The following is a 13,455-nucleotide window of genomic DNA, read 5'->3' on the forward strand; positions in this document are numbered from 1 at the left end:
CGTTGTCGACGCGGCGTTCCGCGTGTGAGCATCGCGTCATGTCCACAGCGCCGTCCGTCGACCGGTTCCGCCGCCTCGCGCGGTCGTCGCCGTGGCTGTGGCAGACGATCGAGTTCCGGTGGCGCGTCTACGACGGGGCCGAGCGGCACGCCTGGATCCGGCGTCCCGGCGACCTTCGAGTCGAGGACGCCGATGGCGAACCGATCCAGTCTGCGCAGACCACGAAACCGTTCCCCGGGGCGATGGTCGGTGTCCGCGGTGGTGGGTGGGAGCCCATGCCCGGGCGGTGGCCGTCCGCCATCGATCCCCCGCGCGACCCGGACGGACTGGTCACCGTGGTTCCGGACGAGGTCGACGTCGACTACGACAGTCCGTTCTTCGAGAACTACCACTGGGTCGCGATGCTCAACCCGGTCGAGTTCGCGGACCCGGTGCACTGTCGCGACAGAACCGGCCTCCCTGTGGACCTGACCGAGCTGGCAGTCGTCGATCATCGCGGGCGCCGCGCGTGGGAGGCACTCGCGCAACCGACCGCCGTCTACGACCCGCGGTGCGACTGCTGCCCGCTGCTCGCCGGCGGATACGACGGCGAGAACGACGCGTGGATCCCTGGGCCGCCGTCGCGGGTTCGGCTCGACGAGGAGACGGGTGTCTGCGTGCGCATCGAGCAGGGCGGCAGCCTCGACCTCGACGTGGACATCGTCCGGGTCGACGGGACGCTCGACGACGCCCTGTTCGTCGCTCCGCGCCGACGCCTGTTCCGCCGCTGACGCCTGTTCCGCCGCTGACGCGAACCGGCCCCCTTCCGTCGTAGCGGAAGGGGGCCGGGTTTCGGGGTGCGTGTGGCTTACAGGCCGCCGAGCAAGAGATGAAGCAAGTCCCCCACGATGGTGATCAGTCCGGCAACCAGGCCCATTCGTCACTCCTTCATTCGGTGTTCCCGCCGGAGCGGGGTGCTCGTTCGAGCGGTTCCGAACCTAGGCAACCCGAATTTCGGACAAATTGCCGTCACGTTAGCGAGCGCAAGAAAACGGAAACGAAAGTGTTAAACGAAGTAACTTGAACTTTTGATCACACGCACATCGTCGACTCCGGAGACGATTCGCCCGCGCCGACGACGGGCACCCGCGGGTGACCTTCCTCTCACGGCCGGCGTTCCGCGACCGATCCGACGGGCGGCACCCCCTGTCGTGACGACACCCCTCCGAACCCAACCGGATCGAAAGGGGTTGAGCCGCAACCTGTTCCGACCGACGATCACCACCAGGCCTGTTCTCCAACCCCGTTGCGAGACAACGAAACCCAGGCAAACCTCAGTTAGGGAACACTGCCCTCAATAAGGGTTCACTTGGATGCGAACCCCCTCTGACCAGCGCTATTGTCGCCGCCATGAGCATTTCCGAGGACATTCACCAGACCAAGTTCCATGCTCTCCTGCACGACCAGATTCGCAACGAGTTCACCGCCGCCCACCAGTACCTGGCGATCGCGGTGTACTTCGACAACGCCGACCTCCCGCAGCTGGCGAAGCACTTCTACGCCCAGTCGGTCGAGGAGCGCAATCACGCGATGATGATGCTCCAGTACTTCCTCGACCGGGACATCGCGGTCGAGCTCGGCGGCATCGACGCCGCCAAGTCGCATTTCACCAGCGTCCGCGAGCCGCTCGCGTTGGCACTGGCGCAGGAGAAGACGGTGACCGAGCAGATCGTGCGGCTCGCCAGCACCGCCCGCGACGAGGGCGACTACCTCGGCGAGCAGTTCATGCAGTGGTTCCTCAAGGAGCAGGTCGAGGAGGTGGCGACGATGAACACGTTGCTCACCATCGCGGACCGCGCCGGTACCAACCTCTTCGACCTGGAGAACTTCGTCGCCCGCGAGATGAGCCCGGCGTCGGCCGGCGAGACGGGCGCGCCCGCCGCAGCAGGCGGCGCTCTGTAAGCGATTCGCGCATGTGCGCACGTCTGGTGGTTCCGGCTACCGGACGTGCGCACAGTGCTATGCGTCCATGTCCTCGTAGTAGCCGCGGATGTGGGCGAGGATCCGGGCCTCGGCGAGTGCCGGGTCGCCCGCCGCGACCGCATCGACGAGCCCGCGGTGTTCGTGGCGCAGGCGGGTGCACGTCGTCGGCCAGGTCGGCTCGTCGATGCCGGAGACGACGTAGTTCTCGATCGATTCGCGAAGCCCGGCCATCATCGCGGCGATCACCTGGTTGCCCGCCGAATCGGCGAGCGCGACGTGGAATTGCGCGTCGAGGATGAGGAACTCGGTCGCGGACAGCGCGGCGTCGTCCATCGAGTCGAGCAGTTCCACCGCCGCACCGAGGTCGGGAGCCGGGCGGCGCGCCGCGAGCGTCCGCATCACCTCCGACTCGAGCACCAGCCGGGTCTGAACCACGTCGGTGACCGGAAAGCCCTGTGCGGCAACCTGCATGCGCATCAGCATCGACATGCCGCCGGTCGGGCGACTGACGATCATCGCGCCCGCGGTGGGACCGGAACCGGTCTGCGCGCGCAACAGCCCCAACGCCTCCATCACGCGCAGCGCCTCCCGCACCGAGGACCGCCCGACACCGAGGTCCGCGGCCAGCACCCGCTCCCCGGGCAGACGTTGCCCGGGACGGACCTCACCGGAGACGAGCATCTGTTCGAGCCGCGCAAGGACCTGTTCCCAGGCGCGCGGTTGCGGAGTCGTCTCGGCGGGCATGGGTTCCGAGCCTAGAGCCTCCGCCGCGCACGGCGGTGCGTCACCGTCACGGGAGCATCCACGACAGCACCGGCGTCGACTGCAGGTACACCAGGGTGCACAGGATCAGCAGCATGCCGAGGCTGTACCCGATCACCTTGCGCAGCAGGATCGGCTCGCTGCCCGGCTGCCCGACTGCGGTCGCCGCGATGGTGAGGTTCTGCGGGCTGACGAGCTTGCCCACCACGCCACCGGAGGTGTTCGCGGCGACGAGCAGGGTCGGGTCGATGCCCGCCTGCTGACCCGCGGTCTGCTGCAGCTTCGCGAACAGGGCGTTCGCCGAGGTGTCGGATCCGGTGACCGCGGTGCCGAGCCAGCCGAGGATCGGGGAGAAGAACGCGAAGACCGCACCGGTCCCGGCGAGCCAGGTGCCGATGGAGACGGTCTGACCGGACTGGTTCATCACGTAGCTCAGGCCGAGGACGGTCGCGACTGTCGCGATCGCCAGCTTCATCTTCACGAGGGTCTGCCCGAAGGTGACGACGGCGGCGCGGGCGCTCATCGGGAACATGCCGCCGCTGGTCCAGATCGCGTAGACGATCGTGACGACGATGCCGCTGATCAGCAGCAGGGTGCCCGGGTTGGACAGCCAGGAGAACGTGTAGATCGCGCTCGACGACGGGTCGCCGGTGCCGGTGAGCAGGTTGCCGTACAGCCCCGGCCATTCGATCTTGCGGTCGGTGCCGGAGAGCCAGGCGGGGACGTCGACACCGAGCGTCCACAGCTTCGCGACGCCGAACACCACGACGACGAGCAGGTACGGGAACAGCGCGAGGAAGGTCCGTCCGGCTCCGAGCGGCTCCGGGTGGACGTGCGAGCGCTGGCCGTCGGGGGTGGCCGGGCTCCAGAAGCGCAGCATCGCGACGGCCGCGGCGAGGCCGGCGAGCGAGGCGACGACGTCGGTGAGTTCGTACGAGAAATGGCTCGAACACCAGAACTGCGCGACCGCGAACACGGCACCGGTCACGAGCGCGATCGGCCACACCTGGCGCAGTCCGCGGCGGCCGTCGACGAGGAACAGCAGCAGCAACGGGACGAACAGGGCGAGCACCGGGGTCTGCCGGCCGACGTAGGCGGCGATCTCCTCGGCGGGGATTCCGGTCAGGTTGCCTGCGGTCGTGATCGGAATCGCCATGGCGCCGAACGCAACCGGTGCGGTGTTCGCGACGAGCACGGTGACGGCTGCGCGGATCGGCGGCATTCCGAGGGCGATGAGCATGGCACCGGTGATGGCGACGGGGGCACCGAAACCGGCGAGTGCCTCGAGCATGCCGCCGAAGCAGAATGCGATCAGCATCGCCTGCACGCGCATGTCGCCACGGCCGACGGAGTTGAACACCCGCCGCAGGTCCTCGAAGCGTCCGCTGACGACCGTCAGCTCGTAGAACCAGATGGCGGTGACGACGATCCACATGACCGGGAACAGGCCGAAGGCGATGCCCTGGAGCGCGGAGAGCCCGGTCAGGGTGACCGGCATCGAGAACCCGAGGATCGCGACGAGGGCGGCGACGGCGAGGGCACCGAGACCGGCGTACCAGGCCTTGAGCTTGACGCCGGCGAGCAGCACGAAGAACGTCACCAGCGGGGTGAGCGCGACGAGCGCGGTGAGGGTGAGGTTGTGCGCGACGGCATCGGCGGCGGGCGTGTACGTCTCCGCGAGTAGGTGGGTTGCCACGGGAGCTCCTGGAGAGGGGATCGCCGCTGGTCGCGGCGCTGACGTCGTCCGACTGTGTGGTCAGACCACAGCACGGTACAACATGACCCCGATCACAGTCGAGTACCGAATCCGATCTTGCGAACAGCCGCCGACCATGGCTTACTGTGGTCAGACCACAACGACGACTGCGGAGATCCACATGCGAATCGCGCTCTTCGCCACCTGCATCGGGGACACCATGTTCCCCGATGCCGCGAAGTCCACCGCGCTGCTGCTCACGCGGCTCGGACACGAGGTGGTGTTCCCACCCGGCCAGACCTGCTGCGGGCAGATGCACGTCAACACCGGGTACCAGCCAGACGCCCTGCCTCTGGTGCGGAACTACGCCGACGAGTTCGGCGACGCCGCGTACGACGCCGTCGTCGCACCCTCCGGATCGTGCGTCGGATCCGTTCGCCACCAACACGAGATCGTCGCGTCCCGGTACGGCAGCCCCGCGCTCCGCGAGCGGGTCGAGACGGTCAAGGCCAAGACCTACGAACTGTCCGAGCTGCTCGTCGACGTCCTCGGTGTGACCGACGTCGGTGCCTGGTACCCGCACCGCGTGACCTACCACCCGACCTGCCACTCGCTGCGGATGCTGAGAGTCGGCGACAAGCCCCTGCGACTGCTGCGCGCGGTCCGTGACATCGACCTCGTCGAACTCCCGGCGGCCGACTCCTGTTGCGGGTTCGGCGGCACGTTCGCCATCAAGAACGCGGAGACGTCCACCGCGATGCTCGCCGACAAGATCCGTGCCGTCGCCGACACGGGAGCCGAATCCCTCTGCGCGAGCGACTCGTCCTGCCTGATGCACATCGGCGGCGGCATGTCCAGGCTGCAGATGGGCACGCGCACGGTGCATCTCGCGGAGGTCCTGGCGTCGACGTCACCGGCGGTGGCGCGATGAGCGCCGTCGGGCTCGGACTGCCCGCGGTCCCGCCCCGCGCCCCGCAGGGGGTCGGGTTCCTCCGCGGCACGGAGACGTTCCCGAACGCCGCGCACCACGAACTGGCGAACGCGCAGCTGCGCCGCAACATCGGCAAGGCCACCCACACCATCCGCGCCAAGCGACTCAAGGTGACCGGCGAGCTCCCAGACTGGGAAGCCCTGCGCGACAGCGGGTCCGCGATCAAGGCCGAGGCGATGAGGCGGCTTCCGGAACTGCTCGAAGAACTCGAGGCCGCCGTCGTCGCGCGTGGCGGTGTGGTGCACTGGGCCGCCGACGCGATCGAGGCCAACGCCATCGTCACCGATCTGATCCGGGCCACCGGCTCGGACGAGGTCATCAAGGTGAAATCGATGGCCACGCAGGAGATCGAACTCAACGAGCACCTCGAGGCGCACGGCATCACCGCCTACGAGACCGATCTCGCCGAACTGATCGTGCAGCTCGGCCACGACAAGCCCTCACACATCCTGGTCCCTGCCATCCACCGCAACCGGTCCGAGATCCGGGAGATCTTCCTGCGGGAGATGGACGGCGTCGATCCCGACCTGGACTCCGAGCCCGCCCACCTCGCCGCGGCGGCTCGGAAGTTCCTGCGGCACAAGTTCATGACCGTTCCGGTCGCGGTGTCGGGTGCGAACTTCGGGATCGCGGAGACGGGGACGCTCGGGGTCGTCGAATCCGAGGGCAACGGCCGCATGTGCCTGACGATGCCGCAGACGCTCATCACGGTCATGGGCATCGAGAAGGTGCTGCCGCGCTTCGCCGACCTCGAGGTGTTCCTGCAGCTGCTCCCCCGGTCCTCCACCGGCGAGCGGATGAACCCGTACACCTCCCTGTGGACCGGGGTCACCCCCGGCGACGGCCCGCAGGCCTTCCACCTGGTGCTTCTCGACAACGGCCGCACCGCCGCGCTGGCCGACTCCGTCGGACGCGAGGCGCTGCACTGCATCCGGTGCTCCGCATGCCTGAACGTGTGCCCCGTGTACGAGCGCACCGGCGGGCACGCCTACGGCTCGACGTATCCCGGCCCGATCGGCGCGGTGCTCACCCCGCAGCTCGCCGGGATGGACGCCCCGGACGACCCCAACGCCACCCTGCCGTTCGCATCCAGCCTGTGCGGCGCCTGCTTCGACGCCTGCCCCGTCAAGATCGACATTCCGTCGCTGCTGGTCGAGCTGCGCCACCAGAAGGTGGAGAAGGCGGGCTTCGGGATGGAGAAGGCCGCGATGAAGGCCGCGTCCGTCGCGATGGGCTCGGCGCGAAGGTTCACGCTGGCGCAGAAGGCCGCCGGGCTCGGACGCGTCGTCGCCGGACGCAAGGGCCGGATCGAGACGCTACCGCCGCCGCTGAACGGATGGACCGCCGCCCGCGACATCCCTGCCCCGCCGAAGCAGACCTTCCGGCAGTGGTGGGACTCCGAGGAGGGCCGCGCCGCCGTCGACGCCGCACGAGAGGAGTCCGGGAAGTGAGTGCGCGCGAGACGATCCTGTCGCGGATCAGGGACGCCCAGACCCTTGCTCCCCCTGTCGCACAACAGGTTCCACGGGGCTATCGCACCGGGCGCACCCTGCCCGACGCGGAGCGGGTCGAACTGCTCGTCGACCGGCTCGTCGACTACAAGGCGCACGTCCACCGCTGTGACGCCGCGACGCCGGCCGAGACGATCACGCGGGTGCTCGGAGAGGTCGGTGCTCGCCGCGTCGGTGTTCCAGGCGGCCTGGACGAGGCGTGGCTGACCGGCTTCGTCGGCGACGTCGTCGTCGACTCGGCCGACGTGCCCGCACCGGAACTGGCCGAGCTCGACGCGGTCGTGACGGCGTCCACCGTCACCTGCGCGGAGACCGGCACCATCTTCCTCGACGGCAGCCCCGACCAGGGCCGGCGCGCCCTGACCCTCGTCCCCGACGTGCACGTCGTCGTGGTGGCCGTCGACAGTGTCGAGGTCGGGGTTCCGGAATCGCTGGCCAGGCTGGTGCCGGAGCGCCCGATCACTCTGATCAGCGGTCCGTCCGCGACGTCGGACATCGAACTCGAGCGGGTCGAGGGTGTGCACGGCCCCCGCAACCTCCACGTCGTGCTCCACGACCGACCCCGCCTGTGAGTGACTCGTACCCTCGTCGGAGTACTGATCACTCAGGGGCGGCGGAGCCGCCTCGGGCGGTACTCGACGATCGTGAAGGCGAGTGAGACGTACCGCTCGACCAGGTCGTCGATACTGACCGACCCATCGGGGCGGTACCACTCGGCGAGCGCGTTGCACCCGGCGATGATGGTTCGCCGTGCGTCCTCCGGGTAAGGGGTGAGGAACAGCCCCTCGCTCACTCCGCGCTCGATGATGTGCCGGAAGCGTTCGGTCCCACGGGCCTCGTGGTCCCGGAACTTCTGCTGGTGTTCCGTGTCCAAGTTCCGGCGCTCGGTCATCCCGATGCTGCTCTTCGCCGGGTGTGTCGCGCGGAAACGGACCGTCGCGTCGACGAGCGCCTCCAGTTGCTCACCGGGATCGTCCCCCGCCGAGGCCAGTGCCTCGTCGCATGCGTCGGCGTAGGCGGTGAGTCCGTCGTTGAGCAGCGCGACGAGCAGCTCCTGCTTGCTCTTGTAGTAGTAGTACATCGCCGACAAGCTCAAACCTGCACGCTGCGCGATCGTGCGAATGGTCGCCGCCGCATATCCGCGTTCGGCGAACTCGGCGCGGGCGGCGTCGAGGATGGCGACGTGGCCGGGTGGTTGGGTGCGCACTGGTCTCCGATTCGGAACGCGTCTCGGGCCGGGCGCCGGGACGATCGACGGGTCCTCATTCAAGCACGAACGAATGACGCCCGGCTTCCACCGGCACTGAACGCTTGATCAGTAAAACAGCGTCGCAGATCACATACAGCTGTCGCGCGCGCCCCGGAATGAGGGTTGAATCTCTTCTCAACTTAACGTTCGTACGTTAATCTCGCGATCGACGCTCGCCCCCTCGCAACTTCCCCTCGTAGCTAGGACGCGCATGACGACCCGCCGCCCCACCGGCCTGCCCGACAGCCTCACCTACCCCGACACCGACGCCGGCGCCATCCTCGCCGGGACCGCACGCCGCTATCCGGACAACATCGCCCTCCGGGACGGCGAATTCACGCTCACTTACACCGAACTCCGGGACAGTGCACTGCGCGTGGCGCAGGGCCTGCGGGAACTCGGTGTCCAGCAGGGCGACGCCGTCGCTCTCTGCCAGCCGAACTCCGCCTGGTTCACCGTCACCTACTACGCCACGCTGCTGGCCGGTGCCGCCGTCGCCCCGATCAACCCGACGCTGCCGCCGGCGGTCGTCCGTGACCAGCTCGACGAGGTCGGTGCGGTCGCCGTCATCGCGCACCCGCTCACGGCTCCACTGGTGCAGGCTGCCGACGCACCGTCGGTGCGGTTCGTCGTCGCCGTACCCGAAACCGCCGCCGCGCCGGCACCCGAGACGACGGCGGACGGATTCGTCCCGCTGGCCGACCTCCTGGCTGCGGAGCCGGTCGAGGGCCCCGCGGTCTCCCCCGATGCCGTCGCCCACCTGTCGTTCACCGGTGGCACCACCGGACGGTCCAAGGCGGTACGGGTCCTGCACCGCAACCTGGTCGCGAACACCTGCCAGATGTCGGCGCTGCGGACGGGCTCGGTACCCGCCGTCGACACCGAGGGGGGAGTGTTCCTGGACGCGGTCCCCGGCGCGGTGACCCGCTTCATGTCGGCGCCCGGCACCGGATGCGCACTCAGCGTTGCGCCGCTGTTCCATGCGATGGGCCTGATCAGCCAGAACATCACCGTGATCACCGGCGGCACCGCAGTCATGATGGGCCGCTTCGACCCGGCCGCCTACCTGAATCTGGTCGAGAAGCACTCGGTAACCCAGATTTCCGGGTCACCGGCCTTCTTCCATCTGCTGCTGGCGACGCCCGGTGCCGCCGACCGGGACATGAGCCACGTCCGCTCGGTGACGTCCGGCGCCGCTCCCATCGACACCACCACCCTGGCCGCGCTCAAGGGGATCTTCCCCAACGCAACCGTCGTCGAGGCGTACGGCCTCACCGAGGCCACCATGGGTCTGACCTCCGGGCTGTTCGACGAATCCGATCCGGTCCCCGTCGGATCGGTGGGCGTGCCCATCTTCGACACCGAGGTCGAACTTCGCGACCCCGTCGACCCGGACACCAGCGTCCCGCCGGGCGAGGTCGGCGAACTGTGGGCCCGCGGACCGCAGATCGCCGCCGGATACCTCGGGCACCCCGACCTCACGGCCGCCCAGTTCCGCGACGGATGGCTCCTCACCGGCGATCTCGCACAATTCGACGAGAACGGCAACATCTTCATCGTCGGCCGCGCGAAGGACATGCTGATCTACAAGGGCTACAACGTCTATCCCGGCCAACTGGAGGAGCTCCTCGCGAAGCACCCACTCGTCGCGCAGGCGTCGGTGATCGGGGTGCCTGCGGGCGACACCGGTGAGATCCCGGTCGCGTACGTGGTCCTCACCGGGGGCGCCGTCCCCGACGAGCAGACCGCGACAGCGCTCATGGATCACGTCGCGGAGCGAGTGGCGCCATACCAGAAGATTCGCGAGGTCCACTTCGTGGACGCGATGCCGACCTCCGCCGCGGGCAAGATCCTGAAGACCGAACTGCGCCGGATGCACCAGTCGATCGACGCCTGACCATCCACCACGACATCCCTCTGGGAAAGGAATCACCTTGCAGCGCACAGTCTTCAACGAGGACCACGAGGCGTATCGGAAGACGATCCGCGACTTCATCGAGAAGGAGGTCGCGCCCTACCACCACGAGTGGGAGGACCAGGGTCACCCGCCGCGCGAGTTCTACAACAAACTCGGTGAACTCGGCGTGCTCGGTGTGGAGGTGCCGGAGGAGTACGGGGGCGGCGGCGAGACCAGCCTCAAGTGGGCCTTCGTCGCAATGGAGGAGGCCTCGCGGGCAGGCGTGTCGTTCGGCAACGCGTCCGTCCACACCAACCTGATTCTCCCGTACCTGCTGGCGTACGCCACCGACGAGCAGAGGCAGCGCTGGCTGCCCGGCTTCGCGTCCGGCGAGATCATGACCGCCATCGCGATGACCGAGCCCGGCACCGGTTCCGACCTCGCCGGCATGGCCACCACCGCGAAGCTGTCCGAGGACGGTACGCACTGGATCCTCAACGGCGCCAAGACGTTCATCAGCGGCGGCGCACTCGCCGATCTGATCCTCGTGGTCGCGCGCACCTCCCCCACCACCGAGCAGGATCGCCGCCGCGGTCTGACGATCCTGTGCGTGGACACCACCTCCGAGGGCTTCGCCGTCGGTCGCAAGCTGAACAAGATCGGCATGAAGGCCTCCGACACCGCCGAGTTGTCCTTCACCGACGTCAAGGTGCCGGTCCGGAACGTCCTCGGCGAGGAGGGCAAGGCGTTCGACTACCTGTCCCACAACCTGCCGCAGGAGCGCCTCATGATTGCGCTCGGTGGTTACACCACCGCGGCGGCGGCCCTGCAGTTCGCGATCGACTACGTCAAGGAGCGCACCGTATTCGGCAAGCCCGTCGCCGCGTTCCAGAACACGAAGTTCGTGCTCGCCGAGTGCGCGACCGAGGTGGAGGCGATGCAGATCATGGTCGACCGCGCCCTCGAACTGCACGACGCCGGCGAACTGTCCATCGCCGACGCCGCGAAGGCGAAGCTGTTCTGCACCGAGGCCGCAGGCCGCGTCATCGACAAGTGCTTGCAACTACACGGTGGATACGGTTACGTCACCGAGTACCCGATTGCCCGCTTGTACGCGGACACTCGCGTGTCCCGTATCTACGGCGGCACCAGTGAAGTCATGAAGACGATCATCGCCAAGTCGATCGGCCTCTGAGCGAAGCCTGACAAGAAGGAGAACAACCCCATGCGTGACGCAGTCATCGTCGACGCGGTCCGGACCGCGGTCGGCAAGGGCAAGCCCGGCGGCGGCCTGTCCGGAGTCCACCCCGTCGACCTGTCCGCGCAGGTCCTGCAGGCGCTCGCCGAGCGCAACTCGCTCGACCCTGCCACCGTCGACGACGTCGTCTGGGGCGCCGTCTCGCAGGTCGGCGAGCAGGGCGGATGCATCGGCCGTTACGCCGTCCTCGGCGCCGGCTGGCCCGAGTCCGTGCCCGGTCTGACCATCGACCGCCAGTGCGGCTCGTCGCAGCAGGCCGTGCACCAGGCCGCGGCGGGCGTCATCGCCGGTCAGTACGACATCGCCGTCGCCGGTGGCGTCGAATCGATGTCGCGGGTGCCGATGGGCTCCACCCGCGCCGGTGGCGCATTCGGCGAGCCGTTCGGCCCCATGGTCGCGGCGCGGTACGACAACTACCGGTTCAACCAGGGTGTCGGTGCGGAGATGATCGCCGAGGAGTTCGGCCTCTCCCGTGAGGACCTCGACCAGCACGCCATCGACTCGCACGCGCGAGCCGCGCGGGCGATCGACGAGGGCCGGTTCAAGCAGCAGATCGTACCGATCACGGTGACGGACGCCGAGGGCAACACCGGCGTTTTCGACACCGACGAGGGTGTCCGCCGCGGCACCACCCTGGAGCAACTGGGCGCGCTCAAGACCCCGTTCAAGGAGAACGGTGTCATCTCGGCGGGCAACGCCTCGCAGATCTCCGACGGCTCCGCGGCCCTCCTGATCACCACCAGCGAGATCGCCGCTCGCAACGGCTGGACCCCGATCGCCCGCGTCCACACCGCGGTCGTCGCGGGCGTCGACCCGATCACGATGCTCAAGGGTCCGATCCCGGCCACCCGCAAGGCCCTCGACAAGTCGGGCCTGTCCGTTGACGACATCGGTGCTTTCGAGATCAACGAGGCCTTCGCCTCGGTGTCCCTCGGCTGGCAGCGCCAGATCGGTGCCGACTACGAGCGGATGAACCCGAACGGCGGTGCGATGGCCCTCGGACACCCGCTCGGCGGCTCCGGTGCCCGCCTGATGACCACCCTCGTTCACCACATGCGGGACAACGGAATCCGCTACGGGCTCCAGTCGATGTGCGAGGGCGGCGGCATGGCCAACGCCACCATCCTCGAACTGATCTGACCCGAGCACGAAGAACGGCCCCGGGCGAGTGTCTCGCCCGGGGCCGTTCGCGTCGAACGCGGTTCTAGCGCAACGTCACCTGGCGTCCGCGCAGACCGTCGCGGGCGCGGCGCTCGTCGGAGGTCAGCGGCGCGTCCACTGCGAGTGCCTGTGCGAGCCGGTCGCCCAGCTCCGCGGTCGCGGCCGCCCACTCCTGCGCGTGCTTCTCCGGATCCAGGTCGAAGACCGGAACCAGCAGTCCGTGCGCGCGGAAGGAGCCCGCGTAGCGGGAGCCCTCACCGAGGTGCAGGCCGCCCGCGGCGTGGACCCGAGCCAGCGCCAGCATCAGCGCGTCCTCGTCCTCGGGCCGCACCCACCGCAGGTGCGCCTTCTCGCCCGCGTCGACCCACCACGCCGCGACCACACCATCGGCTTCGAGGCGCGCCGACGGCATGATCACCGAGTTCGCCTGCTCGACCGTCGCGGCGACCTCGGGCGCCGGGGTGACACCCTCGGGGATCCACCAGTCGAAGTTCTGGTGCACGGTGATGTCCAGTGCGGCGGTCGGGTCGACGACGTCGCTCAGACGCGGGCCGTCGGCGCTCGGGTTCGCCGCCGTCAGCGACTCACCGGGCGTCCCCGTTGCGGCCCACGTCGCAGCCGCGGCGAGGTCCGCGCCCAGGTCGGGCGACTGGACCTGCACCTGCAGGCCGACGAAACCGGTCGGGGTCTCCTCGTCGCGCACCAGCGCTGCGACGGCGCCGGGCAGCACCGTCGCGACGACCACCGAGCGGTCCCCCGACGTCACCGGCAGGGGCGCCGTCGCGGACGGGACGAACTCGCGCAGCGCGATCAGGTCGCACTCGGCCGCGAGACCGGCGAACGGTCGCGCCGCTGCGGCCGCGGCAGACGCGGCGGCCTCCTGCTCGGCACGCCGCTCGGCGAGCTTCGCGGCGCGGTTGCTGTCGGGCTTCGGACCACTGTTTCTTTTGCTCTTACCCACGTCGGGA

The 13,455-nt window shown here is 68.8% G+C and carries 12 protein-coding genes; 8 read left to right on the forward strand and 4 right to left on the reverse strand.

Features of this window, described 5'->3' with window-relative positions; translation table 11 throughout:
• Positions 1–38 precede the first annotated feature (38 nt).
• Both ACFSJG_RS08235 and ACFSJG_RS08240 read left to right on the forward strand, forming a co-directional pair.
• Positions 39–770, forward strand: a complete 732-nt coding sequence (locus ACFSJG_RS08235) for a hypothetical protein (protein ID WP_378484716.1) — start codon at positions 39–41, stop codon at positions 768–770.
• Positions 771–1,389: 619 nt separating this feature from the next.
• The gene (locus tag ACFSJG_RS08240; RefSeq protein WP_378484717.1) at positions 1,390–1,941 is read left to right on the forward strand and encodes a ferritin; all 552 of its coding nucleotides are present in this window, start codon (positions 1,390–1,392) and stop codon (positions 1,939–1,941) included.
• Between the two features lie 57 nt (positions 1,942–1,998).
• On the opposite strand, the gene ACFSJG_RS08245 is transcribed toward ACFSJG_RS08240, so the two are convergent.
• Positions 1,999–2,706: a FadR/GntR family transcriptional regulator gene (locus ACFSJG_RS08245; protein WP_378484718.1), complete on the reverse strand. Its 708-nt coding sequence runs from the start codon at positions 2,704–2,706 to the stop codon at positions 1,999–2,001.
• A 46-nt stretch (positions 2,707–2,752) separates the two neighbouring features.
• Positions 2,753–4,420 (reverse strand): L-lactate permease, encoded by a 1,668-nt coding sequence (locus ACFSJG_RS08250; RefSeq protein WP_378484719.1) that lies wholly within the window; start codon positions 4,418–4,420, stop codon positions 2,753–2,755.
• 181 nt (positions 4,421–4,601) lie between these two features.
• Between ACFSJG_RS08250 and ACFSJG_RS08255 the strand changes: the two genes are divergently transcribed.
• Genes ACFSJG_RS08255 through ACFSJG_RS08265 form a run of 3 tightly spaced genes read left to right on the forward strand, consistent with a single transcriptional unit; the run spans position 4,602 to position 7,494 of the window.
• Positions 4,602–5,351 carry a (Fe-S)-binding protein gene (locus ACFSJG_RS08255; RefSeq protein ID WP_378484720.1) on the forward strand — a complete coding sequence of 250 codons (750 nt, stop codon included), beginning with the start codon at positions 4,602–4,604 and terminating at the stop codon, positions 5,349–5,351.
• Positions 5,348–6,862: a lactate utilization protein B gene (locus ACFSJG_RS08260; protein ID WP_378484721.1), complete on the forward strand. Its 1,515-nt coding sequence runs from the start codon at positions 5,348–5,350 to the stop codon at positions 6,860–6,862. Before ACFSJG_RS08255 ends, ACFSJG_RS08260 begins: the two co-directional genes overlap by 4 nt.
• A complete protein-coding gene (locus tag ACFSJG_RS08265; protein ID WP_378484722.1) occupies positions 6,859–7,494 on the forward strand; it encodes a LutC/YkgG family protein in 636 nt (211 codons plus the stop codon). Before ACFSJG_RS08260 ends, ACFSJG_RS08265 begins: the two co-directional genes overlap by 4 nt.
• Before the next feature lie 32 nt (positions 7,495–7,526).
• Here ACFSJG_RS08265 and ACFSJG_RS08270 read toward each other — a convergent pair whose 3' ends face one another.
• Positions 7,527–8,129 (reverse strand): TetR/AcrR family transcriptional regulator, encoded by a 603-nt coding sequence (locus tag ACFSJG_RS08270; RefSeq protein ID WP_378484723.1) that lies wholly within the window; start codon positions 8,127–8,129, stop codon positions 7,527–7,529.
• A gap of 253 nt (positions 8,130–8,382) precedes the next feature.
• Here ACFSJG_RS08270 and ACFSJG_RS08275 point away from each other — a divergent pair, with 253 nt between their 5' ends.
• From ACFSJG_RS08275 to ACFSJG_RS08285, 3 genes are read left to right on the forward strand one after another with little or no spacing between them, the layout of a single operon-like run.
• The gene (locus ACFSJG_RS08275) at positions 8,383–10,068 is read left to right on the forward strand and encodes a class I adenylate-forming enzyme family protein (protein ID WP_378484724.1); all 1,686 of its coding nucleotides are present in this window, start codon (positions 8,383–8,385) and stop codon (positions 10,066–10,068) included.
• Positions 10,069–10,105: 37 nt separating this feature from the next.
• Positions 10,106–11,263 carry an acyl-CoA dehydrogenase family protein gene (locus ACFSJG_RS08280; protein WP_378484725.1) on the forward strand — a complete coding sequence of 386 codons (1,158 nt, stop codon included), beginning with the start codon at positions 10,106–10,108 and terminating at the stop codon, positions 11,261–11,263.
• 30 nt (positions 11,264–11,293) lie between these two features.
• Positions 11,294–12,466 (forward strand): thiolase family protein, encoded by a 1,173-nt coding sequence (locus ACFSJG_RS08285; RefSeq protein ID WP_378484726.1) that lies wholly within the window; start codon positions 11,294–11,296, stop codon positions 12,464–12,466.
• Between the two features lie 64 nt (positions 12,467–12,530).
• Here the strand turns inward: ACFSJG_RS08285 and ACFSJG_RS08290 are convergent, their stop codons facing one another.
• Positions 12,531–13,448 carry a DUF5926 family protein gene (locus tag ACFSJG_RS08290; protein WP_378484727.1) on the reverse strand — a complete coding sequence of 306 codons (918 nt, stop codon included), beginning with the start codon at positions 13,446–13,448 and terminating at the stop codon, positions 12,531–12,533.
• Between the last annotated feature and the right edge of the window lie 7 nt (positions 13,449–13,455).

The sequence above is a fragment of the Rhodococcus gannanensis genome (assembly GCF_042681175.1).
Taxonomy (GTDB): domain Bacteria; phylum Actinomycetota; class Actinomycetes; order Mycobacteriales; family Mycobacteriaceae; genus Rhodococcus_G; species Rhodococcus_G gannanensis.